Genomic DNA, 23,214 nt, shown 5'->3' with positions numbered 1-23,214 from the left:
ATCGACCGTACGGTGCGCGTGGATCGCGAACCTCGGTCCGTTCGACTACAGGTTGTGGTCCAGCTTGAATGCGCGGCCTGGTTCAGAACGTCTGCCAGTCGGGCGCCTCGCTGGCGCTGGTCGCGGCCGCGGTGCTCCCGCCGGTTGCAAGGCGTGGTGGCGTCGTGGGCTTCGGCAACCTGGCAGGGGACGCCGCCTGAACTTTCGGCGCTGCCCGATGAGGTTCCTTCCTTGCTGTGTTCGCCAGTGGCATCGATACTCGCCTGCCGTCCACCTTGAAGAAGGCCACCGCCGCACGCAGGCCCTGGGCCTGCTGCGCCATCGACTGGGCCGCCGCCGATGCTTCTTCCACCAGCGCGGCATTCTGCTGGGTGACCTGGTCCATCTGGTTGACCGCCTGATTGACCTGCTCGATGCCGGTGCTCTGTTCTTGCGACGCCGACGAGATTTCACCCACGATGTCGGTGACACGCTTCACCGACGCGACGATTTCATTGATCGTGCCGCCCGCCTGCTCGACCAGCGTCGAGCCCACCTCGACCCGCTCGACCGAATCGGCGATCAAGTCCTTGATTTCCTTTGCGGCGCTGGCACTGCGCTGCGCGAGCGCGCGGACTTCACCGGCCACGACAGCGAATCCCCGTCCCTGTTCGCCGGCACGCGCCGCCTCGACTGCTGCGTTGAGCGCGAGGATGTTGGTCTGGAAGGCAATCCCCTCGATCACGCTGATGATCTCGGACATTTTGGTCGAACTGGCGGAGATCTCGCGCATCGTTTCGACCACCTGCCCGACGACCTGGCCGCCTTGCTGTGCGATGCCGGAGGCCGTACCGGCGAGCGTTGCTGCCTGCTTCGCGTTGTCCGTGTTGTGACGGACGGCGGCGGTCAGTTCTTCGATGCTCGAGGCGGTTTCCTCGAGCGATGCGGCCTGCTCCTCGGTGCGGCTCGACAGATCCAGATTCCCTTGAGCGATCTCCGCACTCGCGGTCGCCACCCCTTCGGCGTTTTCGCGAACCTCCGCCACGACCGTCGACAGGGCATCGCGCATTACCTTCAGCGATGCCATGAGGCTTTTCGTGTCACCGGGCCGGAGGTCGATGCTGACGCTGAGATCGCCGGCTGCCACGCTTCGGGCCAGGTCGGCGGCGGTCGACGGCTCGGTTCCCAGCTGCCGTGTCAGACTACGCGCCATCCAGACGCCGATTCCCCAACCGGTCATCACAGACAGCACCACCAGAACCAGCATCAGATTGCGGCCTTCCTCGTACACCTTGTCGTTGGATCCAGCCGTCGTTTGTGCGTCGCTCTGTTTCACGTTGACCAGGGTGCCCATCAGGACCAGGGTCTTGAAACCCTTCTCGTGGTACTCGCCCAACAGATAGGCAGTCAGGCCAGCCTGATCCTGCAGGCCGGCGGCGTTGATCCTGCCTTTCATTTCATCGAAGGCCTGTATGTAGTCGTGCCAGCTCTGATCGAGATCGGCGAAGGTCGCCTTTCCCTTCTCGGTGTAGACGAGGGGCTCGGCTTGGTTGAGGTGCTCGCGTGCCGAGGCGATGGCTTTTTCAGCCTGGGCCAGGGTGGCAGTCCGCTGCTCGGCAGTGGTGGCCAGAATGGCGTTGCGTAGATAGGTGCCGACCCGCAGCACATCGGCGTTCGCCTGCTGGATCTGGTTAAGCCCCACGAGATCCATTCGATAGGTCGTGTCTGCGTTTGCGCTGATCTGTCCCATGCTGCGGACACCGATCACGCTGACGATGGCACTGATGACCGATACCACGATAAAGGCGCTGATAAGCTTGGCGCCGAGTTTCATATTGCCAATATTCATAGCTTGTTTCGTCGACGTGAAAAAAACCGGAACAGAGAAGTAGATCCGGCAACGCTCGTGCGTCGCCGGATAGTCGGCAATGCCGGTCGCGGTGTACTTTGCGCAACCTGTGTCTCGGCTGAGGCAGTCCCGATCCCTTCAGACGTTACGCGGCGACGCTTCCCCTGCGTTTGACGTCTGGCCGTGCGTCCAGACCTGGCCGGCCGGGGACGCGGCAGGTGCTTCCTGTATTGAGTTAACGGCAGCGAGAATTTATTCTTCAGATCAATTATCGTTTACGCGTAAATTTACTTTGCCCTCCGGCTTTCACGTTATTAATTTGTAAGGTTTGGGCGAATGCCGCAGGGCCAGCAACCGGAAGCGGCCGATGAGGTGTTGTCCGGTCCAGCGGTTGGAGCGGTTGGAGTGGCCTGCTTGCTGCCAGATCGCAGGCCCTCCAGGACTCGGTCCCCGGTTCGATAAGCTGCGGTGTCGAGCCGAGATCGGCTAAGAGCGCTTAGTCGACGTGGTGGGTTGGATCGCCGACAATTTCGCCGAGGTACTGTCCCCGCGCGACCGGATACTCCCCGGCGCAACCACGCATCCGAGAGAGACTTGAATGACTGGAATATCCATCAGATCCGCAACTATCGACGATGCCCAAATGGTCGCGGATTTTCACGTGAAGGTCTGGCGGGACACCTACCGGGATCTTGCGCCGGCGGAAGCCCATGCCGTCCTCGACGAGAAATATCGCGGCAAGAAGTGGAAGGAAAAACTGTCTTCGAATGACAGCAGCCAGATCGTGCTCATTGCTGAGATTGACGGCCGAATGGTTGGGATAGGCGCCGCCGGCAGGCCTTCGGAATCGATATTCGAAGGTCGTGGCGAAATCAAATTCCTTTACATTGATCCCGACTTCAAGCGCAGGGGCATCGGCCGGCAGTTGCTTGCCCAACTTGCGATCCATTTGAGGGAAATGCAGTATCGGGGCGCCGCGCTAAGCGTCGTTAAGGGAAACGAATCCGCGATTGCTTTTTACGCGGCGCTAAACGGCCAGCCAGCAGGTGAGTACATCGATCCGGGACCTGTCTGGCGATCACAGAACATCTTATTTATGTGGAATGACGTTGCGAGTCTGATCCCTTAAGACAGGCCCATGTCTGCTGGCGAAGCCAGACAGGAGTAGCTATGCATGATCGATTCCTTCGGATGCTCGGCGCTGTCTCCGTGGCGATATTCATGGCTCTTGGCGTGAACCATGCCGTCGCTGCGTGTACCGTACCCACGCCGGTGAAGTCGATCGATCCAGCGGGTTTTTACGACGATCCGGCCGCCTATGCGCAGGCAGTCAAGCCGATGCGAGACTACATCTACCAGCTCAACAAGGCAGCCGAATCCAACCAATGGACCTGCGTTCTCGCGCTTCTGGAAGGTTGGGCTCACGCGGATGCGTTGATGGGTCCGATTACCGGGTACCAGGGCTACTACGAGCGCTCATGGGCCGGGACAGATTTCGCACTGGTGCTGCTGGGATTGCCGCGGGAAGTCAGCGAGACCCATGCGGACGCGTTGCGCGTCATTACGCCGTGGCTGACGCGTATCGCCATCGCCACGCGGGATGCGGATGCGATCAACCATTTGCACAACAACCTTGTCTATTGGGCAGGGCTGAATCTTGTCGCCATTGGCACGCTCGCACAGCAGCAGGAATTGATTGATGCCGGGCTCGCCCGTGCCCGGGAGGGTATCCGCGACATAGGTCCGCGTGGCGAACTGGAGCGGGAGATCAAGCGCGGCGATCGTGCGCTTCATTACCACACGTTCGCGCTGATCCCATTGGTGTTCACGGCGGAACTAGCCGAGCGGCAAGGGGTGAACCTCTACCAGGAGAATCACGGTGCAATCGGCCGGCTGGCGAATCTGGTGATCAAAGCAGTGCAGGACCCCGTCAGCTTTACCGAGATCACCCCGGTCAAACAGACGCTCTTTCCCTGGACCTTCCAGGACGAGCTGTCATGGATGGAGCCGTATTACGCGCGCACGCGTGACCCCAGGCTCCCCGCGCTGATTGCTCCGCGCCGTCCGTTCCGCGAATGGCGTCTTGGTGGCAACGTCACGGTCGCGTGGGGCGTTGCGCTGCCCTGATGAGCGTTGTGCGGATGTCTTATTTTGGGCGACTACGGCATAGAAGCCGCTGGTGCAAGAAAACGCCACCGGCCGACACACATTGCTCGACCGGCGACATCGGGGTCCACTCCTGCTCAACAGCCACACTTCCACTGCGGCTGCTGCAACGTCATGCCGTGCTGCCCCTTGTATGCGGCCACGGCCGGCGGCGTCCAGCCGTCCAGCATCTGCGGAGCGAGCCGGTATATCTCGATGCCTAGCGGACGGCATACTTCCAGCGGATCGCGCGCATCCGGCCCCCACATCGGCAACGAGAGATCGCCGCCCGGACAGGTCGACAATGCGCAAAGCAGGTCGATTTCCGCGAAAAATTCGAGGTAGTCTCCCTTCTTCGCGGGGCATGCCTTCATGAAGTATTTGTCTTCGAGATTCAGCCCGGTGCACTGAAACACGTTCAGCACGTCGTGCACGTCGTATTCGGTCAAGCCATACGGTGCGATTGCGCGCGTGAGATTGGAGTGGCAGTGGAAATGAAAGTCCTCACCGGTCAGCATGCGGTTCACGTAAGGATCGCAGCGAGTGCCGAGCAGATCGTGGACGCGGCCGCCGTGCTCGTCGACGCCGTAGTCGGCGAGGCTGTCGTCGGTGATCGTCACCATGGGGCGCAGGAAGGGTAGCGTCGACCACAAACGATCGAAGGTGCTCACGTGCGCCTGTTGCAACTGGCGTGTGCGCGAGGCCCACATGCGCTCGCGCGGGTTGTGCAGGTTCCACATGTTGAGGTCGGCCACTTGCGGACCTTCAATTGTGACGATGCGAAACACGTGGCCAGCCGGCACGGTCCATGCCTGACCCGAGCGGATGGGCACGACGATCGATTCGACCAGTGTGCGCGTATCGTGCCCGGAGGCGATGCGGCTATAAAACGCCTTGTCGACGTCGAGTGCGGAACCCTTGGTGGATTGATAGGCGGCGGGGTAATTCAACATGATCGAGACTCCTATATAAAGCACGCGGACAGGCTGCGCGCGTCATGCGCTGTCGCCTGTTTGAGCCGTGGCCGTGAATCGGTGGGCGAGGCTGGAATGAGCGGCAATGGATCAAAGATAATCGAGCAGCGCGTGCTCCGATTCCTTCAGGTAACCGGCGAGCGCGGTGCTCGCCTCCGCGGTGCGCCCGCTTGCTATCAGCTCCAGAATCTGCTGATCTTTCGCAATCCAGGGACGCTGGAAACGCCGCTCGTCGGGGGCCGAGGCAAACACGAGGCGTAGTTGCGCCAGTATCGTCGTAAAGAATGTGTCGAACAGCGGGCTGCCGAGCAACTGCACGATGCGCCGGTGAAACAGCAGGCTGCAGGTGCCGACGCTGCGCCAGTCGCCTTCGTCCGCCGCTGCTTGTGCGTGCACGACTGCGTCGCGCATCGCCGCGATTTCATCTTCCTCGATCGGGTCCTCGCGCATCAGGGCTTGCAGTTCGAGCGTGCGCCGCACTCGATAGATGTCGCGCACGTCGTGGCGCGTCAAGGTGCGCACGATCACGCCGCGATGCCGGTAATGCACCGCGAGCCCTTCGCGGCACAAGAGACGCAGCGCTTCACGCAGCGTGTTGCGCGAAACCTCGTGCGCCTGGGTGAGATCGTTCTCGACGAGTGCGGTGCCCGGCGGCAATTTGCCTTCAATGATCTCGTTGCGGATCGTCGACAGGATCCGGTCCGTGACCGATTGCTCGGGCTCCTGCCCGGTGAGGGCGGTAACAGTTGAGTGCGAGGTGGGCATACGGTGTTTTACGCAAAATGGACGTCTTTAAGGAAGCTGGCGATCCGCGAAGTCTTGTCGAGGGTCGCCAGTTCGTGCGGCGGCGCGTCGCTCACGATCGTGCCTGCTTCCATGAACACGATACGGTCTGAAATACGGAACGCAAAATTGATTTCGTGGGTGACGATGATCATGGTCATGCCTTCCCGGGCAAGTTCCTCAATGACTTTCAGTACTTCGTTGACCAGTTCCGGATCGAGCGCCGAGGTCGGTTCGTCGAACAGGACGATCGACGGCTGCATGGCCAGTGCCCGCGCAATCGCGACGCGCTGCTGCTGACCGCCGGACAACTGATGCGGATACTTGTGCGCATGCGCGGCCATGCCGACCTTGGCCAGCAGGTGCATGCCGGATTCGTCGAGCGGGGCGCCGTTCAGACGCCCGTGATAGCGGGGCGCGAGCGTCACATTCTGCAGCGCTGTCTTATGCGGAAACAGGTTGAAGCTCTGGAACACCATGCCGATATCGACGATGCCGCGCATGTACTGCGCATGCGGCACCTTGCCATGCCTTGCGCGTGGCGGCCACAGGAACGCCTTGTCATGCAGGCGCACTTCGCCGCCGTCGAGCGTCTCGAGGCCGTTCAACGTGCGGATCAGCGAAGTCTTGCCCGAACCCGACGGGCCGATGATCGACACCACTTCTCCTGCGCGCACGGTCAAGTCGATCCCCTTGAGCACTTCATGATCGCCGTAGCGCTTGCGGATGCCGAGGGCTTCCAGCGCCCGCGCCGCGCTGCTGGCTCTCGCCGTGCGAGCGTTCTTCGTTGCCGGCGCGGGCCGCGGTGTTTCCGCAGGCATGACGGCAGCCCCAGACTGGGTGCGGCGCGTGACGTCGAGGTGCTTCTCGAGCATTTTCAACGCATGGCCGAATACGGTGACGATCAGCACATAGTAGAACGAGACGGCCAGCATCGTCTCCAGCACTTTGAAGTTCTGCGTGTACAGGCGCTCGCCGACCAGCAGGATTTCCGCCAGCGAAATGACGGACACGAGCGACGTCAGTTTGACGATCGTCACGTACTCGTTGATGAGCGCGGGCAGCGCGACGCGAAACGCCTGCGGCAGCACGATCAGCCGCTGCAGGCCGGCGAAGCGGATACCGAGCGCCTTGCCCGCTTCGAGCTGCCCCTTGTGAAGCGACAGCAGGCCGCCGCGATGAATCTCGGCGATGTAGGCCGCTTCGCTGATCGAAAGCGCCAGCAGGCCGGCCCAGAACGGGTCGGACAATAAGCCGCCGGTCCAGGGCAGCACCTGCGGCAGGTTGTAGACAAAGATCAGCAGCACCAGCAGCGGCAGGCTGCGAAAGAGCCAGATGTAGGCGCTGCATGCTACGCGCAGCGGCATGAACGCGGACTGTTTGCCGAGGGCGAGCGCAAAGCCCGCGACAATGCCGATCAGCCAGGTCGCGGCGCTCAGTTCGACGACGCGCCAAGTGGCTTTCCAGAAGGCGGCGTCGATCAGGAGCGAAGCTGTGTAGTGCCAGTCGAATACCATGTGCTTCCCCTCACGGCGCGCAGCTGCGAGGGCGCGGGCGAGCGCCCGGCCTCAGGCTGCGCGCGCTACGTGCAATCAGTTCGATGCCGTACCGAGCGCCTTGGCAATGTCAGTGCCGTTCGGCTCGGCGACGTTGTACTGCTTGAGCAGTGCCTGGTATTCGCCCACCTGCTTCATCGACGCAAACGCGGCCTTCAACTGGGCGAGCAGCGCGCCATTGCCTTTCTTGACGCCAAGCCCGATGACGACCGGATAGAGCGGGGCCGTCGACGTGATCGCCACGCGCCCGCCGAGCTTGTTGACGGTCATCTGCGCGACGGCCGAGTCTTCGAATTGCGCGTCGACGGCGCGCGAGAGGACGGCCTGGGCCGCTTCCGGCGACGTCTCGAACTCGCGCACGTCGATTGCGCCGCGGCCGGCAGGCGCACAGACCTGCTTCGACACATCGTTGAGTTTCGGAATCCACGATGCGCCCTTGATCGAGCTCACACGCTTGCCACACAGATCGTCGGGCGTCTTCGGTGCGAAGCCGGAGTTGCTCATGGCGAGCAGCGAGCCGCCGGTTTTCAGGTAGGGCACGAAGTCGATCTGTTTCGCGCGTTCCGGCGTCACGTAGAGCGCCGATGCGATGACGTCGAAGCGGTTCGCGTTCACGCCGAGGATCAGGTTCGCAAAACGCGTGTCGACGAAACCGGGCTGGAGCTTCAGGTGCCCGGCGAGTTTTGTCATGAACGCGGGATCGAAGCCGACCGGATCCGCGTCCTGCATGTAGTCGTAGGGCGGGTACGTCAGGTCCGCGCCGATCGTCAGCTTGCCGGGCGCCACGGTCGGCGCGTCGCTCGAGGCGAATGCATGAGACGCGGCGCATAGCGCGAGCGCGGTCGCACACTTCGCGACCCGCGGCAGGAAGGGAATGACAGTTTTCAGATCAAGTTGAGCTTTCATGGCGTTCTCGCTTGTCGGGGTGGAGGCACTATACATTGTTGAACAATAGAAAAAATATTGTTCAACAATGATTTGTGCGTGAGCATAATTCGGGCCAAGGAACAGGCGAGATTGATCAACACCCTGTGACGGCGATCTGGCAAGGCAGTGCGAGAGACGCAGGCCCGTCTTCGAACGGAAACTGGGCCATCGCCGACGCACCGGTTCCGTGCGCATGCGCGTGTTACTGGCGAAGGCGTTCAGGAACGGTGCATTGCCTGGCGAAGCATGGCGCGTGAGCGTAAGTGCTTGCGAGCACGATTCTCAAAGGGTCGCGCCGGAATATTTGCCCCTGCCACCCGTTTACTGCACACGCTTCGCCCGCACTCGCGTTTGCCACCGGACGATTCGGTTTTCGTCGTGCATGACGTATGGCTCGTTCGCCGCGCATTGGCCGGCGACGGGTCTGCTTTTGCCTGGTTTACGTATTCGCCCCACCGCTGCCGACGCTGTGCGACCCGCGTTCGAGTCGCAGGACTGCTGTGCTGGTGTCCGCGACGCGGACACGGGCGAAATTCGCTTGCGGCGGCCGGCACGCGATGCGTGCAGCGACAACAGACGTGCCGGCCCCGCGGCTTTCGTGGAGAGCCGAGTCATGAACCCCCTCATGCAAAGTCTTACTCCGAAGTTCGACCGACAACCCCGCCAGCGCGTTGCCCGTGGAAAAGGCCACGCGCTTCGACGGCTGCTGCTGACTGCACTATGTGGCACCGGTCTCGCGCTTTCCTCAGCCGGCATCGCCATGGCCGGCGAGCTCACAGCGCTGCTGCCGCCTTCGTTCGTCACCTCGTCGACGGTGCCCGCCAACGGCGACCTCAATCCGTATGGCGTCGCCTTCGTGCCCGACGGCTTTCCCCGCTTCGGCACGATCGCCGCGGGCGACCTGCTCGTGTCCAATTTCAACAACGCGCAGAGCGCAGGCAACCTGCAAGGCAAAGGCACGACCATCGTCAAGATCGTGCCGCACGCCAACCCGGTCACGTTCTTTCAGGGTCCGGCGCGTCTCGGTCTGAGCACCGCGCTCGGTGTGCTCAGGGGCGGTTTCGTACTGGTCGGCAGCGTACCGACCAAGGACGGCACGTCTGCAACGGTGCAGCCCGGCTCGCTGCTGGTGATCAATCGAAGCGGTAGTCAGATTGCGGAATGGACGCCCGCGATGGCGAAGATCAACGGTCCCTGGGATCTGACGATCTTCGATCAGGGAGATCACGCGAAAGTATTTGTGTCCAACGTGCTGGATGGCACCGTCACGAGGCTCGACGTCAGCGTCGACGATAGCGGGGTCCATTTGAACCACGCCACGAAGATCGCCTCCGGCTACACAATCCGCAGCGATCCGGCAGCACTGGTCCTCGGACCCACGGGACTCGCCTACGATCCGCAACGCGATGTGCTGTATGTCGCCTCCACCGCCGACAACGCGATCTTCGCCGTCTTCGGCGCGGGCAACTCGCAGCACGACAGCAGCAAGGGCGTGCTGATCTACGCAGACAACACCCATCTGCACGGCCCGCTCGGCATGGCCCTCGGACCGAACGGCCATCTGTTCGTCGCGAACGGCGACGCGGTCAACGCCGATCCGACGCAGCCGAGCGAGATCGTCGAGTTCACGCCGCAAGGCAGCTTCGTTGCGCAGTTTTCCATCGACCCGGCGCCCGACGGTGGATTTGGCATCGCGTTTGCGCAGCCGCGGCATGAGTTCGTGCGCTTTGCGGCCGTTGACGACAACACGAACACCGTGACCGTCTGGAATCTGCCATTTGAGAACGCGGGTCAATGAGGCATCACGCTGCGCGCGGCGAAGCACAAGGCATGGTGTGACGTAAATGGCCGCAAAGTTGTCGTCAATGACTCTGTAGCCTGTCGCGCTCCAGCATTAGACTCGACTCCATCGTGCGTGACACGACGAACTGGAGGAAGAGATGATGGACGCAACAAGGAGCGCGCAGCATTACGAACCGGAAGGCTTGCTCGAACGCTTGAAATTTGCGCTGTCCGCAATGGGACGCGAAGCAGGCCCTCTCCGGTCGGAGGATCTTGCACCCCTGGATCAATTTCATTCTCGGGGCCTGGACGCAACGGTCGAGCTTGCGCAGGCGCTCAAGCTCGACGGCGCGACGCGCGTCCTCGACATCGGCTCAGGCCTGGGGGGACCGTCTCGCTATCTCGCGGCGACTTACGGTTGCACGGTGCGTGGCATCGATCTCAGTCCGCCGTTCGTCGAAGCGGCGACGTTCCTCGCGGAACGAACCGGACTCGCCGGCCACGTCGCCTATCAGTGCGCGGACGCGCTCCACCTTCCGTTTGACGCCGAGGCGTTCGATGTTGCGTGGACCCAGCACGTTGCCATGAACATAGCCGACCGCGCGGCGCTTTACCGTGAGACGTCCCGTGTGCTGCGCACGGGTGGCCGCTTTGCGATCTTCGATGTTGTCGCGGCATCCGGTGCGCCGCTGCATTACCCCGTTCCGTGGGCTCGCGGACCCGAAACGAGTTTTCTCGTCACCGCGGACCAGATGCACGATCTGCTGACGCAACAAGGGTTCCGGCCGATCTCACGGGTCGACAGCACGCAGGCCGGCATGGCCTGGTTTGCAGCGCGGCAAAAAGCTCAGGCTCAGCAATCAGCCCCGCCCGTGCTCGGCCTCCATCTCGCGATGGGTCCGGGCTTCGGCGAAATGACGGCCAACCTCGCGCGCAACTTGAGCGAAGGGCGCGCGGCGCTCGTCCAGGCTATCTACGAAAAATCCTGATCGACTGGGGGTGTATGTCACTGTCGAGTGATCAAGTGCCGGAAGGGAAGTCGTTCCCCTGGAGCAGGTTATCTCCGGACCAGATTGCTTGCGGCGTTTACTGCACCACGCAATCCACGTTAGTGCTTGTCGCACTGTTAGCGTTCGGCGGTGCATTTTTACTGATCGCCAGCGGCATCGTGACCGGCACGCCATGCGTCGGCGGAATCACGACCGGCTGGGTGTTCAGGTTGGCGACATAGCCGAACTGGCCCGTCTGAAGGATCTGTTGGCCGGCCGGATTGGTGAGCACCACGGCGCCCTGCGCTACGTCGATATGCAGACCGTTCTGCGGCGTGTTTCCGTTCGGCGTCGGTACGCTGCCGCAATCGTTCTGGCAGAACAGCGCACCGAAGTGGGTGCCGCGTACGCCGATGGTGCCCGTCGGCGTCTCGAAGCTGACGGCATCGTGGTTGCGCTTTCCGATCAGCCCCGTTACGGATCGCAGGCCGCCGTTGACCAGCTGGATGGCGACACTGTCCTTCTCCGGGTGATCCACGTCGTACACGTAGCTTTTGACGACGACCTGCGAAGACGGGCGCAAGACCATCTCGCCGTCATCGACAAATTTCATCCGGGTGTATGTGTTCGCCTCGGTGACCAGCGTGTCGCCCTGCAAGATCGATGACTTGACCCCCAGCACCGCCGTGCTGCCGTCGGCGTGTTTCACCGTCAGCACGCCGGACAAGTGCGTCACCGTGCCCACAGACTGCGCGTAGACGCTGCTGCCGCAGCCCAGCATGGCTAGCGGAAACAGGAATTGCCGCGTGAGCCGGAACATCGAACGGTCGCGCCAATGGATTGTGTTGATGACTCGTTTCATGGTGGGGATATCAGCTGCAATACATTTTGGCCGGGGTGGATTTGGTGCCGCTTTTCGCGGTGCCTTGACTCGAATTGGTCGACGTGTCGGTGCCGCCGAACGTGCCCGGCTCACCTCCCACCGTCATGTTTTCCGCGGACGATGAAGTGCTGGTAGTGGTTGTAGTCGTGGAAGGCGTGGTAGTCGTGATGATGGGCTTGGACGTCACAGTCTGAACGACGGCATTCGATACCGGCGTCACTGCTTGCGTCACCGCAGACGCCACTGATTGCGAAGAAGCAGGCGTCGTAGGCGTGACAGTCGTCACAACTGGCGACACCACAGTCGCCACGGGCACGACCGTGCCGTGAGCGTCAGTGATGCTGACGCCAGCCGCGTACGTCACGGCGCCGTTGACGGCTGTGAATGTGGCCAACCCCGGTGCCGATGTCGTGACGTTCGCATTGACCGATATGTTGTTGCCGGCGAGCGAGTTGATGTTCCCCCCAGCGGACGTAAGCGCGCCGTTGAGGGTGAGATTGTCCGTCGAAGCCCCGGTGTTGGCGACCGACAGATCGATGCCACCCGACGCATTGACACCGCTCGCGCCGACGACCATCGCTCCCGTGTTGCTTACGCTGACGTTGCCCCCAGCGTTGTTGATGCGGCCGACGTTCACCGCGCTCGTGTCGGCAGTGTCGAGATGATTGACGATCGCGATGTCGCCGGTCGTGGCATTGCTGGCGGAAATTCCCGCGATCTGATTGCCCGCCAGGGTCAACGTCGTGCCGTTGGCTGACGACGTGCTCAACTGTTGCGTGACGTGCAGTGGCGAGAACTGTTGGGATATCGCTCCGCTTGCCGCCGTCAGCGTCAGGTTGCGCGCGGTGATGTCGCCTACCACCAGGTCGCCGGTGCTTTGCGTCACGGACATATCGCCGCTGGTCGAGATCGTGCCGCCGTTTTGCGAAAAGCTGCTGCTGATGTTGAGTTGGGAACCGCTGCCGGTGCCGACAATGCTTCCCCCGTCGGTCAACGACAGCGAAGCCAGGTTGGCGACGCCGGTATACCCCAGCACGCCACCACCGACAGCGACGCTGCCACTGCCGTTGATATTGGCCACATTGAGCGTGCCGCCCGACAGGTACAGATTGGAACCCGTGTTGAACGTGATGCTGTTGACCGTATCGACCCCGTCGTAGTAGCCATGCGACAAGCGTCCGCCTGCGGCCACGACGACGTTGTCGATAGCCGTCGGGAAGTAATGGGTCGACCAGAAATAGGTGTTGCCCCACAGACTCTCGTCGGTGCCCGAATAGGTGAGGGTCTCCGATCCCGCCATGGCAAGCGACAAGCCCGCCCCCGAGCTGTTGTAAACCGGCTTGATCATCTGCAGGCCGCTGCTGCTGTCGATCACGTTACCGAGGACATGACGGAATACACCCGGTGCGGTGCTACTGACAGGGCCTGAAAGTGCGGCAAAGGTTGTCCCCAACGTCGGGACATAGCCACCCAGCAAATTCGTTTGCAGCGTGCCACCCAGCGTGAGAGACGACGCGGAATAGATCAGCGTGTCGTAGCTGCTGGCACTGGCGATGTCGATCAGCAGCGTGCCGGTGGCGCTCTGACTATAGCCGCCGTTGATCGACAGTGAGCCTATCGTGCCGTTGCCGCCAGGGGAGATCGTGCCGTTGTTGAGCAGGGCGCCCGAGCCGGACGTCACCGAAATCGTGCCGTTACCGGACAGATTTCCTCCGGTGTCGTTGGTAAACGTGCCGAAACTCAGCGTGGCGCTGTCCAACGCGAGGTTGCCGGTGTTAGTGAGTGTTTCGCCGGTAATGGAGCTGCCCGATGTCATCGACAGCGTGCCCTGGTTGCTGACGATGCTGACCGATCCCGTCGCGTTGGCAAACGTGGCCGTTCCGGTATTGAGGAGCGAACCGGCGGTCAGGCTGGAATCGGTCAACGACAACGTACCGCCGTTGGTCAATGCGCCGCCGAGATTGAGATTGGCGGAAGCATTGGCGTTCAGCGTCCCGCCGGCAAGGAGCGTCAGGTTGCCGGCGGACAGGCTGCCGCCGTGACTGAGGTCGAGCGAGCCGCCGTTCGCCAGCACCATCGTGCCGTTGCCGGACGCGCTGAGGCCGTCGCTGACAGTCAACGCGCCGCCATTGAGACCGACGGTGGCGTTGCTGACGGTCACTGCGTGCGTGCCGCTTTCGATGCCATTGACGTTGGTGTTGAGGTTCAGCGCGAGCGTGTTCGAGGTGCTGGTGACATCGGCGTTGATGTTGATGTTGCCGTCGGCGTTCAGGGTCAGCGATGCCGCCGCACCGCTGGTCTTGTTGATGGCGGCGCTCACGGTGATGTCGCCGCCGGTGGTCCCGCCATCGGCGCCTGTCGCAAGAACGACACTGGTGCCGCTGTTGAGCATGGTCGACACCGTGCCGGCACTGATGGTGGAGCCCGAACCCGTGGAGGTGATCACGTTGTCCGCGGTGGTGGTGTTGCTGGAACTTCCCGACACCACTTCGAGGGAATACGGATCGATGAACCACTTGCCGCCCGTGCCGACGGTCGGCAGCTTCACCACATCCAGCGACTGCTTGCCCGATGTCTCGACATAACCGCCCGGTCCCGCAAGACCAGCCGCCGAGATAGTGCCGTCCAGGTACGCAACCTTGTCCGAATACAACGTGACGTTGCCGCCCTGGGCCGTGCCGTTCGCGGCAATGTTCGAGCTTGCCGTCGTAGTCAGGTTTTGCGAGGCGCGCAGGAAGATCCGCCCGCCTTGATTCACCACGCTGCTGGCGTTGATGGCGCCACTGTTGTTGATCAGGCCCGCAGCGGCGCCGATGCTGCCCGCTTCCGCTGCGATGTTGCCGAGGTTGGTCACGTTGCCGCTGGTGCCGGTCACGTTGACCGTCACACCCGGTGTGCCGGTGTCGACGAGTTGCACGGTTTGTCCGGCTGCCAGCAGCACTTCGCCGTTCGGGCTGGTGATCACGCCGCTGTTCTTCACGTCGGCGCCGATCAGGTAGACGCTGCCGCCGCTCGCCGTCTTGATGACGCCTTGATTCTCGACACGGCCCGCGACGTCGCCGCTATTGAACGTTAGCCGTCCTGCCAGAAAATCGCTGTCGCTGATGTTGAGCGTGCTGGCGATGAACCGCGACACGTCGACCACGCCGGACGGCCCGACCAGGATGCCGTTCTGATTGATCAGCGCGACCGTGCCGTTGGACTTGAGCAGACCGTAGATCTGGGAAGGATCCGACCCGGTCACTCTCGCCAGGAACGACGATGCCGCCCCCGGCTGGTTGATGTTGACTACCGCGTTGGCGCCGATGCTGAACGTACCAAAGCTCGCAATCGCCGAACCGCTGCGTTGGTTGATGTTGAGCGTATTGCCACTTTGCGTGATCGCGGCGGCGCCGTACGTCACCGTGCCGCCAGTCGGCAGTGTGTTGGCCGCGGGCGGTGCCGCCATGGACGGCATATTCCACGTCATGAGAATGGCCGCAACCGCCATCGCCGACATGCGCAACGGCGAGACGGCGGCCGGCATATTCAATGGATTTCGAGTGGTCATATCAAAAGCCCAGGCTTGCGCTGACATCGGCGTGGAAGTCGCCGCGCTTCTCGGTGAGTGAATTGCCGGCCGCGCCGACTCGCGCGACGTCCAACCTGATGCTGACGTTACGGCCGAAGGCGTAACGAGCGCCGACACCCATGCTCGATACGTTCAGGTTTGCCGGAATGCCGCTGCTGCCGACATTGCTGTTGTGGCCATACCCGAAGTCGAAGAAAGCCAGCAGGCGCAGGTTGCCCTTGCTGACGAGTTGAGGCGTGTAGATCTCGGCGTTGACGAACACGCCGCTATCGGCAACCACCGCGCGCTCGGTGAAGCCGCGCACGGCGTAGATGCCCACTAAACCGAACTGTTCCGACGACACCAACGGGTTCCTCGTGACTTGCGCCGTGCTGGCGACACGCCATTGCCAGTCGTTGGCGAAGCTTCGGAGGATCGACGCGTCGCCGTGCAGGATCGTGAAGCCGTCGACGGTGTCGCGGCTGCCGGGCGTCAGGTACGAATATCGATCGGTGCGGCCGTCGGTGTTGGTGTATTGCGTGCCGGTCGGTATGTTGCGCGAGATGCCGATGTCGTAGTCGATGCTTTGTCCCACGCCGACAGTCTGGCTGCTATACGTCAGGCTGAGCGGCATCGTGGTGTAGGGCACGCAGGACGCGACGGGCGGCGTCGGTCCTGCGGTGCTGAACGTGACGCCGTTGACGTTGCAGGTCGAATCGATTTTCTTGTAGTCGAAGCCGACTATCAGCTTGCTGGTGGTCTCGCCGCGGCGGGCGAAGAGGTGATTCCAGCGGAAAGCGTAGATGTCGCCCTTGCCGGTGAAGCCGAGCAGGCCACCGAGCGTTGGCGATGAGCTTGGCGTGTTGATGTCGGACTTGCCGTAGAGGAATTCAAGGCTGTCGCCGAGGCTGTACAGCGGAATCCGATAGCCGACGGAGTAGACGTTAACCCGCACGCCGCTCGGGCTGTCGGGGGAGGTCGTGTACGCCAGCGTGCCGACCTGATCTAGATTGAACAGGTTGGCGTCCTGAATGGCGACGCCGGTGCGCCAGCGGCCGGTGGAGGTCGCGCCGGTGTTGTCGACCGTCGCGGAGATGTGCAGCGGATTGTCGTCGACCACTTTGACTTCGGCGTTGACGGTGCCGGGTTCGTCGCTGCTGCTTAGTGTTACGTTGACCTGCTTGGCCGGGTTGTCGTTGCTGAGTTGCACCGCCTCGGAGATTTTGCGCAGGTTCGGCGACTGGCCGCGCTGAAGTGGCGGCAGCCCGGCGAGGACGTTCTTTTCGCTGAAGTGCTGGTTGCCGGTGACGGTGATGTTGCCGATCCGATTTTCGGTCACCTGGATTTTGACGACGCCGCTGGTGAGTTCCTGTTCGGGTACGTTGACCTCGACGGCGGTGTAGCCTGCTTTGCGGTAGGCGTTTTCGAGCGCTTCGAGCGCGTGCTGGATGTCGCCGTAGACGCGGTGCGGGCCGCTCATGGGTTGTAGCAGGCGTTGGACTTCGTCGGCGGGCAGCAGGCTGTTTCCTTCAACCTCGAAGCGCGTGATGGTGAAGCCGTCGTCCGCGAAGGTATTGGTGGCTGCTGCGATCAATGCCAGCCCCGACAGGCATTGGATTAGACGTCGCTTCATTGTTTTTTATGTCCGCCTTTTCCCGGGATGGTAAGCGGAGGCCAGTGGGTTCGTGGCGGCCGTTGTCTCGGGGTGTTGTGGGGGTCTCCCTTTGGTGGTGCGTTCGCGGTGTGCTGACCGTGCTGCGAGGTGGTGCCGCGACCGCGTGACGCCCATTCACTTTTGTTAACGGCAAGGTGAAGCGGTACTTGATAGGGGTTTGCCTGGAAAAGCCTACGTTTGAGGTAGGGGGAGGCGGTCGTGGTTCATGGCGAGAGGTGATTTTGGGGTGGGATTTGTTTCGGGGTTTGGGTGGTGCGGAAGCTGCCTACGTGGCGGAAATCGGCCATGAACTGTTCTTGGCCGCTGGCGTACCTCAGACAGTGGGATGTCAGCTTCGCCGCAATTACCGGCGGTTCACGGACTAGCGCGTAGAGCAGTCGGTCGCAAATCCAAGACTGCCCAAGGTCGAGTGAGATCATGCCGACCGGCCGCCGGAGTACTTTAGCTACGTCAGCCGCCATTGCTCGCCGGTTCGTCTGCTCCCGATCTTCATTCACTTTGAACCGCAATCCAATCAAATCGACGCGGCCGACCTCTGCGGAGCAGGGCGAGACAAGCGGCAGTGTGCGTCCACCGAACGCGACTACCCTATGAGCTTTCCTGATATCCTCGCGTAAACAACGTACAGGTACGCTAAGCGAACCCTAATGGGAACCATCTATAAGAATCCCTCCCTTGTGGAGGTGATATGCGAACTCCACTGGGAACTGACTGCGGTCGCGATGCCGGCTGTTGGCGGAATTGATCCTTTCTTCGATGTGGTACGCGCCGACCTTACGCCACGATTGATCGCGGCAGGATTTCCGCAATCCCAAGAACTCGCACCACCACAAGTGCCACGTCAATTTTTGGCTTGGCAACCTGTCGTCAGGTTCGCGCCAACCGCCGATACTTGGCCGAAGGTGCAGCTCGGGCCTGGTCTACTCACCGTGAACATGGCCGGTCAACCCTACACCGGTTGGCCTGACTTTCAGCCCTCAGTGGCCTCGGCTGTCAGTGCGCTCTTGGAGTCATTTCCTACACCAAACCGATTTCTTCGGCTTAAATCGCTTCAGCTTAAATATATCAATGCGTTTACTGACAAGCACGACTTCCAAACGTATGCGCAATTTACGTCGAAGTATTTGGGATTAAGATCCGTCCTACCCGATCGTTTTATTGAAAGCATCGGAACCGCCGCAGATGTTATCGCCACTAATTCCCAAACGCGGATACCCGTGGTGGAACCCCGGGACTCGCATGTCGTAGTCCAAGTGGCAGAAGCACAGATCAATCAGGCGCCCGGTTGCGTGCTCCAACTGTCTATTGAAAAAAGCGGCGCAACAGAGCACGGCCTCGTAATGCAATGGTTCGAAAATGCACATGCTTTGGCACGCAAGACCTTTCTTTCGCTTGTCAAAACTGAGCTGATCAATTTAATGCAACCCGAGGAGAAAAAATGACGGCAATCGCTTATCAGGGTTCTTTCCCGCTGACCAGCGTTATTACGACTCTTTCGCCGGAATTGGGCAAAGCAGAACAATTGGAATTTCCTGTTCAGATCGGTCAACAAGTACCATTTGATTTTACTTGGTCCTTTGGTACCGTTTTACACGGCTCGATTTTTTCCGTTGTGAAGCCTAGTGCGGCTGGAGCCGCTGACGTCGCAGAAATTGTCATTGAAACGCGACCTGCCGATAGGGCTCGAGAAAAACTCCTGCTTGAACGGTCCATTATCCGTTTCCTAAACTTGGAAGGACTGGAGGATGAGGAAGCCGAAAAACAGTTGTTTTCTGCTGTGCCGGAGGCGCTTGTATTTATCAGCGAGCTCCCCCTCGAGATTCCATTGCCGCAGCCAAGTATAGCGCTTGATGGGATGGTAACGCTTGAATGGCGAGAAGGCACAAAGAAAGCAGCCGCAATGTTTGAGGGTGACAACGATTACGGGTATACGTATTTTCAGAACGGGTCCTTCGTGCCAGGACAAAATGTAGCTGTCGCGGGAGGTGGGATTCCAAAGGATCTGAAAGATTACTTTATTGCGTGAGTCGTTAAACGATGGCAGACGCAGATAAAAATCAAAAACCCGATTATTCAATGGTATCACTAGGGGAAGTGAGGGGAGGGGAGGAAATCCTGCTTGCCGTGGTTGAGCCGATGAATTGGGAAAACGGCGGGTACAGCGTCAAGGGGTTTCAGAAAAAACACCTGATTGCGTGCGAACAATCGGTATCGCGACAATGCTATTCGTCGCCCCGCCGCCTTGATTTTTTCGTATTTGAAATACTGCTGGGAAAATCGGGGCGGACTGCTGTTGGGGTTCAAAGCTTTAATGCGAATGCCCTTCGGAATATTACTTCTGGTGATGGTATAAATCAGTTTTCAATAAAAGACGCACCAATTGTTCAGCGAGGGAAAATCGATTTCGCACATGCCCACATTGGATTTTCCAATGAAATTGCGCATGCAACGATAAACAAAAAGAACATTCAAGCCGCAGCGATAGAAAATCTATTTGATCTGTTTGGAAAAAGCGGAGCCGTACTGGACCCTAGATCGCGATTTCCACGACCACCGTTCCTTTATGTACGCCTTTCAGAAATACGACTCGCTGTACATCGACTGCACCTTTGGGTCACCGGGAAAGGCAGGGAATTTATCCGACTGGATACGGATCGTCGCAAGTCATCCGACAGCAGCCCCGACGCGCATGCGTAGCCAGATCTAGGTGCGTACCAGTTATCCTCCACCCCGAAAGCTCATTGCGGAGCCAGAATCAAATGGCGTCACACGTTCTCTCGGCGACCAACTCGCCCGTGTCTGCATTCGCGTCATAAGCATGTTCGTGCTGAGTTGGCTGCGATCAGTCGAACCGGTCGTCTGACACTGCAAGCAGCGTGCTCAGTCGGTGGCGACCAAAGTAGTGTCCGCTGAGTCCTCTCGAACAGACGGCCGTCAGCCGGACGGCGAATGGCTCTTCAGGGTTGACTACGGTCCCGGGCGTTGCCCGGAAGCAAGCCATTCATTGAGCGTCGGAACAACTGCTTGCATCCGCCTCGACAATCAGCCGTTGCGTCACGCTTCGGCTACCAAGCGGTTAGGCGAGATCAGATCGCCGCAGCGCTGCCATCGAAGCCTTATCCGATCGGCCAATCTTGCCCATTTATCCCGCTTGGTTGCCCGCACCCCACCCACCCTGATTTATAATCATCAAGCCATCGGGAAACACCCGGCGGCCAGGTTTAGCAGCCTGGTAACTAAACTCGCACACCCGCGGAGGCGGGTCGTGCGTCTACCTCCGCACGTCTATATTCCAATGGGCGGGCTGTGGTGGGGGAGCCGCAAGGCTCGCCGGTTTAGTTTAGTTCCGGTCTGCTAACCCTTCTACGTGCCCGCTCACCCCTTTCCAGCGAGTGTCGGGCGATCCAGGAAGTACCAGGGAGGTCGCACCATGAGCAACAAATCCACAAAAACAAAACAATCTCAACCCGATTCACGCCCACCCGTCGACGCGCTCCAGTACGAGAAACTTGCATTGCAGGCCTTCGATCTTTGCAACCGTCACACAAGCCAACTGGAAACGCTTGTCACTTTTGCGGCCACAATATGTAGGAATCCTGCCATCACGATGGAGGAACGTAGGAACCATCGAACGTTGCTTGAATTGCTTGTGCACACCGCGGAGCAATATCAGCAGCAACTGGCCGTTGACCGTGAACTGTTCCCGGTGATCGCACTTGACGCAAAGGGCGTGGCTCAAAGCCGCATCACGGCGAGCCGTGCGGCGCGCCTGCTCGAAGAAGCGTCGCAATAGACAAACCGCCCCCTGGAAACGTTGGACACCCATCCACGTTTATGGGGGGCGCGGTTGATAGCTCGCGGCTCTTTTCCACCGATGCCCCCCGCTGCATGCGCCACGCTAAACAGCACCGACGATTGACATGAAATAGAACACCACGGAATTCAAAAACGCCTGAGAACAGGTATCGCTGGAATAAGCTGGCGTACTCCATCGTTTACTCGTTGGGCAACCACGTCCCGGGCGGCAAGCCCCTATCGCAGCCAGGCCCGCGGCGTGAATTTGCGCAAGCACACCGATGTGCTGGGTGACGCCGACGACACGACGTCAAAAACGTCGGGGATTCATGTGGCCAACCATCATGGACAAACTGCTTCGTTGCGGGACATTGCTCGTCTGTCTCGGCTTCGCTGCGCCTGCACTCGCGCAAACGTATGACGAGCAACCGGTGCCGGCCGACAGCACGAATTGCCGCGCGGTTGCCGCGCAGGCGGAAATCGACGGGACGATGCAGCAGGTCGTCGGACGTGCGTGCCTGCAAAGTGATGGGACCTGGCAGATTGTCCAAAGCCCGGATGGCAGCGCGCTTTGGTACCCCGTCACCGCCTATCCCTATCCCGACCCCTGGTGGTGGGGGCCGCCGCTATTCATCGGCGGTGGCGTGAGCTTCATCTTCGTCGACCATTTCCATCACTTTCACCACTTCGACCACTTTCATCAACTGGGTCACGATCGTTTCACGGTCGTTGGAGCGGGCTTTCATCGCGGCCCGTTCCCTGCCGGTGGTATGCGCGTTGGTGGTATGAGGGGATTCGACGGTGTGCATGGGGCCGGCGGAATGCACGGATTCGGCGGCGTACGCGGGTCCGGCGGAATGCATGGATTCGGTGGCATGCATGGATCCGGCGGCATGAATGGGGCCGGCGGATTCCATCGGCACTAGCCCAACTTTTCCTATGCGCGCCTCTCGCGACGCGCATAGGGGATCGTCCAACGCGACCGCTCAGGAACGCTCAGGAACGCATTACGCAAGCCGTCGAGGGGCCGTAGGGCAGTGGGTCGCTGTTAGCCGGTAAAGACGTCTGCTTGACGTTGACGGCAAACACGTCCACTGAGAAGTTTGTCGTGAAAGGTCTGAAGATTTTCGTCACGCTTGCCCCGCTGACTTGCGCCAGCATATGCTCCGTTCGGCAGTATCCGGACTCGTCGTTCGAGCGAAGGATTGTGGCGGTGCGGTCCGTTGCGTGATTCCGGTGACTTGTTACTTACGCGCACCACTCCCATGCGATCCGCTCGCTCCCGACGGCTGAAATTCGCTGCCGAAACCACTTGAATCGTGTCCGCCGCCGTGGCTTTCGGCGTGCGCTTCACCGTGCCCTTCACCGTGCCCGTGGCTAGCCATGGCGCCGCCGTGATGAAAGTCATGATCACGGTCATGGCCGCGATGAAAATCGAAGTCATGGTCATGGTCATGGTCATGATCACGGTGGTGATGGTGAAAGTGGTCGATATCGACAAAGCCGAGAAAGCCTCCTTCGTACAGGGGGTACCCGTAGGCGGGACCGCAGTAATATTCAGCGCCCGCAGGATTGGTCATCATGTAATCCTGATCACAGGAATTCATCGATGTGTCGTAAGGCGACGCGGCACAGCCACCCAGCAACGCGGCTGCAATCACCCCTGTCAAAGGGGGCAAAATCATGTGCTGCACGGTAAGACCTCATCTAATGTGACGGAACGGCTCCGCTAAAGATTTAGACCACGGCGAGGCACGAATGTCCAGGGAGCGAGCAGGGGAATGGGTTGCCGCGCGTGAAAAAAAACGCGGTCTCCAGGCCCCTCTGGATCAGGGCAACGTGTGCGTCAAAGAACGCATGACCTAAGCCAAGCCGGTCAGGGCGTGACGAGCAAAGACGTATGAAGGCCCATCGAGTAGTGGCCTGGCCTGTTGCAGATGACTGCGTAGCGGCCGGGTGCCAACATGAGCGTCAAACGCTTGCTCTTGCCGGGGTCGATGTCCTCCACCTCTCCCATTTTTTTGAACTGACTCTCCGACACCTGTCCATTTTTAACAGGCAGCTTATCGGCGGCCAGGTCTGTTTTGAGAACGACGAATTCATGCGTCATACCGGTGTTCGGCGCGTTGCTTACCTCGAACGTGACTTTGCCTGCCTTAACGTCGCTGGCATCGAGCTGGATCGCGTTCGTGAGCATCGTGGCTTTTATCGTCTGCTCCGCGTAACCGGGGCTGCAAACCAGGCCGAGTGCGGCCACACCAAGGAAGACTACGGTGCGTGGGCTTGAGAACATGACGTTTTCCTCTGCGAATACCACGGGTGTCAAG

Annotated in this window: 19 protein-coding genes; 9 read left to right on the top strand and 10 right to left on the bottom strand. The window is 60.5% G+C overall.

All coding sequences use genetic code 11. The features are described 5' to 3' along the window. Window positions 1–82 precede the first annotated feature (82 nt). Window positions 83–1,828 carry a methyl-accepting chemotaxis protein gene (locus tag DSC91_RS12975; protein ID WP_115778736.1) on the bottom strand — a complete coding sequence of 582 codons (1,746 nt, stop codon included), beginning with the start codon at window positions 1,826–1,828 and terminating at the stop codon, window positions 83–85. 598 nt (window positions 1,829–2,426) lie between these two features. On the opposite strand from DSC91_RS12975, the gene DSC91_RS12970 reads away from it, so the two are divergent. Further along, window positions 2,427–2,957 carry a GNAT family N-acetyltransferase gene (locus DSC91_RS12970; RefSeq protein ID WP_115778734.1) on the top strand — a complete coding sequence of 177 codons (531 nt, stop codon included), beginning with the start codon at window positions 2,427–2,429 and terminating at the stop codon, window positions 2,955–2,957. Between the two features lie 62 nt (window positions 2,958–3,019). Next, window positions 3,020–3,955 carry an alginate lyase family protein gene (locus DSC91_RS12965; protein WP_229758203.1) on the top strand — a complete coding sequence of 312 codons (936 nt, stop codon included), beginning with the start codon at window positions 3,020–3,022 and terminating at the stop codon, window positions 3,953–3,955. A gap of 116 nt (window positions 3,956–4,071) precedes the next feature. Here the strand turns inward: DSC91_RS12965 and DSC91_RS12960 are convergent, their stop codons facing one another. The 4 genes from DSC91_RS12960 to DSC91_RS12945 all read right to left on the bottom strand — a co-directional run bounded on the left by DSC91_RS12960 (window position 4,072) and on the right by DSC91_RS12945 (window position 8,192). After that, on the bottom strand, window positions 4,072–4,926 hold the full coding sequence (locus DSC91_RS12960; protein ID WP_115778731.1) for an urea carboxylase-associated family protein: 855 nt from the start codon (window positions 4,924–4,926) through the stop codon (window positions 4,072–4,074). Window positions 4,927–5,037: 111 nt separating this feature from the next. Continuing rightward, the gene (locus DSC91_RS12955) at window positions 5,038–5,712 is read right to left on the bottom strand and encodes a GntR family transcriptional regulator (protein WP_115778720.1); all 675 of its coding nucleotides are present in this window, start codon (window positions 5,710–5,712) and stop codon (window positions 5,038–5,040) included. An 8-nt stretch (window positions 5,713–5,720) separates the two neighbouring features. Then, window positions 5,721–7,247: an amino acid ABC transporter permease/ATP-binding protein gene (locus DSC91_RS12950; RefSeq protein WP_115778719.1), complete on the bottom strand. Its 1,527-nt coding sequence runs from the start codon at window positions 7,245–7,247 to the stop codon at window positions 5,721–5,723. 75 nt (window positions 7,248–7,322) lie between these two features. Beyond that, the gene (locus DSC91_RS12945; RefSeq protein WP_115778717.1) at window positions 7,323–8,192 is read right to left on the bottom strand and encodes an ABC transporter substrate-binding protein; all 870 of its coding nucleotides are present in this window, start codon (window positions 8,190–8,192) and stop codon (window positions 7,323–7,325) included. A gap of 646 nt (window positions 8,193–8,838) precedes the next feature. On the opposite strand from DSC91_RS12945, the gene DSC91_RS12940 reads away from it, so the two are divergent. Both DSC91_RS12940 and DSC91_RS12935 read left to right on the top strand, forming a co-directional pair. Next, on the top strand, window positions 8,839–10,011 hold the full coding sequence (locus DSC91_RS12940; RefSeq protein ID WP_244218013.1) for a hypothetical protein: 1,173 nt from the start codon (window positions 8,839–8,841) through the stop codon (window positions 10,009–10,011). Between the two features lie 142 nt (window positions 10,012–10,153). Then, on the top strand, window positions 10,154–10,984 hold the full coding sequence (locus DSC91_RS12935; RefSeq protein ID WP_115778715.1) for a class I SAM-dependent methyltransferase: 831 nt from the start codon (window positions 10,154–10,156) through the stop codon (window positions 10,982–10,984). A 97-nt stretch (window positions 10,985–11,081) separates the two neighbouring features. Here DSC91_RS12935 and DSC91_RS12930 read toward each other — a convergent pair whose 3' ends face one another. The 3 genes from DSC91_RS12930 to DSC91_RS12920 are packed head-to-tail and all read right to left on the bottom strand — an operon-like array spanning window position 11,082 to window position 17,050. Continuing rightward, entirely contained in the window at window positions 11,082–11,846 is a 765-nt protein-coding gene (locus tag DSC91_RS12930; RefSeq protein ID WP_115778713.1) for a FecR family protein, read from the bottom strand. A gap of 10 nt (window positions 11,847–11,856) precedes the next feature. Further along, window positions 11,857–15,417 carry a beta strand repeat-containing protein gene (locus tag DSC91_RS12925; protein ID WP_162831384.1) on the bottom strand — a complete coding sequence of 1,187 codons (3,561 nt, stop codon included), beginning with the start codon at window positions 15,415–15,417 and terminating at the stop codon, window positions 11,857–11,859. A 1-nt stretch (window position 15,418) separates the two neighbouring features. After that, on the bottom strand, window positions 15,419–17,050 hold the full coding sequence (locus DSC91_RS12920; protein WP_115778709.1) for a ShlB/FhaC/HecB family hemolysin secretion/activation protein: 1,632 nt from the start codon (window positions 17,048–17,050) through the stop codon (window positions 15,419–15,421). A gap of 689 nt (window positions 17,051–17,739) precedes the next feature. Between DSC91_RS12920 and DSC91_RS12910 the strand changes: the two genes are divergently transcribed. The 5 genes from DSC91_RS12910 to DSC91_RS12895 all read left to right on the top strand — a co-directional run bounded on the left by DSC91_RS12910 (window position 17,740) and on the right by DSC91_RS12895 (window position 21,813). After that, window positions 17,740–18,534 carry a TIGR04255 family protein gene (locus tag DSC91_RS12910; RefSeq protein WP_115778705.1) on the top strand — a complete coding sequence of 265 codons (795 nt, stop codon included), beginning with the start codon at window positions 17,740–17,742 and terminating at the stop codon, window positions 18,532–18,534. After that, the gene (locus DSC91_RS12905; RefSeq protein ID WP_115778703.1) at window positions 18,531–19,118 is read left to right on the top strand and encodes a hypothetical protein; all 588 of its coding nucleotides are present in this window, start codon (window positions 18,531–18,533) and stop codon (window positions 19,116–19,118) included. The genes DSC91_RS12910 and DSC91_RS12905 overlap by 4 nt, the downstream gene beginning before the upstream one ends. Before the next feature lie 11 nt (window positions 19,119–19,129). Next, entirely contained in the window at window positions 19,130–19,789 is a 660-nt protein-coding gene (locus DSC91_RS37450; RefSeq protein ID WP_162831383.1) for a hypothetical protein, read from the top strand. 733 nt (window positions 19,790–20,522) lie between these two features. Then, a complete protein-coding gene (locus DSC91_RS12900) occupies window positions 20,523–20,885 on the top strand; it encodes a hypothetical protein (RefSeq protein WP_115778701.1) in 363 nt (120 codons plus the stop codon). A gap of 346 nt (window positions 20,886–21,231) precedes the next feature. Next, window positions 21,232–21,813 carry a hypothetical protein gene (locus tag DSC91_RS12895; RefSeq protein ID WP_115778699.1) on the top strand — a complete coding sequence of 194 codons (582 nt, stop codon included), beginning with the start codon at window positions 21,232–21,234 and terminating at the stop codon, window positions 21,811–21,813. A gap of 122 nt (window positions 21,814–21,935) precedes the next feature. On the opposite strand, the gene DSC91_RS37445 is transcribed toward DSC91_RS12895, so the two are convergent. Then, window positions 21,936–22,388: a hypothetical protein gene (locus tag DSC91_RS37445; protein WP_162831382.1), complete on the bottom strand. Its 453-nt coding sequence runs from the start codon at window positions 22,386–22,388 to the stop codon at window positions 21,936–21,938. A 375-nt stretch (window positions 22,389–22,763) separates the two neighbouring features. Then, window positions 22,764–23,180 carry a cupredoxin domain-containing protein gene (locus DSC91_RS12885; protein WP_115778697.1) on the bottom strand — a complete coding sequence of 139 codons (417 nt, stop codon included), beginning with the start codon at window positions 23,178–23,180 and terminating at the stop codon, window positions 22,764–22,766. Between the last annotated feature and the right edge of the window lie 34 nt (window positions 23,181–23,214).

Origin of the sequence: Paraburkholderia caffeinilytica, from assembly GCF_003368325.1 — a bacterium.
Classification (GTDB): Bacteria; Pseudomonadota; Gammaproteobacteria; order Burkholderiales; family Burkholderiaceae; genus Paraburkholderia; species Paraburkholderia caffeinilytica.
This window is presented reverse-complemented; position numbering and strand designations above follow the sequence as displayed.

Excerpts from the sequence above, each read along its gene's own strand:
- DSC91_RS12975 (WP_115778736.1), bottom strand. The coding sequence starts at position 1,828 with ATGAATATTGGCAATATGAAACTCGGCGCCAAGCTTATCAGCGCCTTT.
- DSC91_RS12970 (WP_115778734.1), top strand. The coding sequence starts at position 2,427 with ATGACTGGAATATCCATCAGATCCGCAACTATCGACGATGCCCAAATG.
- DSC91_RS12965 (WP_229758203.1), top strand. The coding sequence starts at position 3,020 with ATGCTCGGCGCTGTCTCCGTGGCGATATTCATGGCTCTTGGCGTGAAC.
- DSC91_RS12960 (WP_115778731.1), bottom strand. The coding sequence starts at position 4,926 with ATGTTGAATTACCCCGCCGCCTATCAATCCACCAAGGGTTCCGCACTC.
- DSC91_RS12955 (WP_115778720.1), bottom strand. The coding sequence starts at position 5,712 with ATGCCCACCTCGCACTCAACTGTTACCGCCCTCACCGGGCAGGAGCCC.
- DSC91_RS12950 (WP_115778719.1), bottom strand. The coding sequence starts at position 7,247 with ATGGTATTCGACTGGCACTACACAGCTTCGCTCCTGATCGACGCCGCC.
- DSC91_RS12945 (WP_115778717.1), bottom strand. The coding sequence starts at position 8,192 with ATGAAAGCTCAACTTGATCTGAAAACTGTCATTCCCTTCCTGCCGCGG.
- DSC91_RS12940 (WP_244218013.1), top strand. The coding sequence starts at position 8,839 with ATGCAAAGTCTTACTCCGAAGTTCGACCGACAACCCCGCCAGCGCGTT.
- DSC91_RS12935 (WP_115778715.1), top strand. The coding sequence starts at position 10,154 with ATGATGGACGCAACAAGGAGCGCGCAGCATTACGAACCGGAAGGCTTG.
- DSC91_RS12930 (WP_115778713.1), bottom strand. The coding sequence starts at position 11,846 with ATGAAACGAGTCATCAACACAATCCATTGGCGCGACCGTTCGATGTTC.
- DSC91_RS12925 (WP_162831384.1), bottom strand. The coding sequence starts at position 15,417 with ATGACCACTCGAAATCCATTGAATATGCCGGCCGCCGTCTCGCCGTTG.
- DSC91_RS12920 (WP_115778709.1), bottom strand. The coding sequence starts at position 17,050 with ATGAAGCGACGTCTAATCCAATGCCTGTCGGGGCTGGCATTGATCGCA.
- DSC91_RS12910 (WP_115778705.1), top strand. The coding sequence starts at position 17,740 with ATGGGAACCATCTATAAGAATCCCTCCCTTGTGGAGGTGATATGCGAA.
- DSC91_RS12905 (WP_115778703.1), top strand. The coding sequence starts at position 18,531 with ATGACGGCAATCGCTTATCAGGGTTCTTTCCCGCTGACCAGCGTTATT.
- DSC91_RS37450 (WP_162831383.1), top strand. The coding sequence starts at position 19,130 with ATGGCAGACGCAGATAAAAATCAAAAACCCGATTATTCAATGGTATCA.
- DSC91_RS12900 (WP_115778701.1), top strand. The coding sequence starts at position 20,523 with ATGAGCAACAAATCCACAAAAACAAAACAATCTCAACCCGATTCACGC.
- DSC91_RS12895 (WP_115778699.1), top strand. The coding sequence starts at position 21,232 with ATGGACAAACTGCTTCGTTGCGGGACATTGCTCGTCTGTCTCGGCTTC.
- DSC91_RS12885 (WP_115778697.1), bottom strand. The coding sequence starts at position 23,180 with ATGTTCTCAAGCCCACGCACCGTAGTCTTCCTTGGTGTGGCCGCACTC.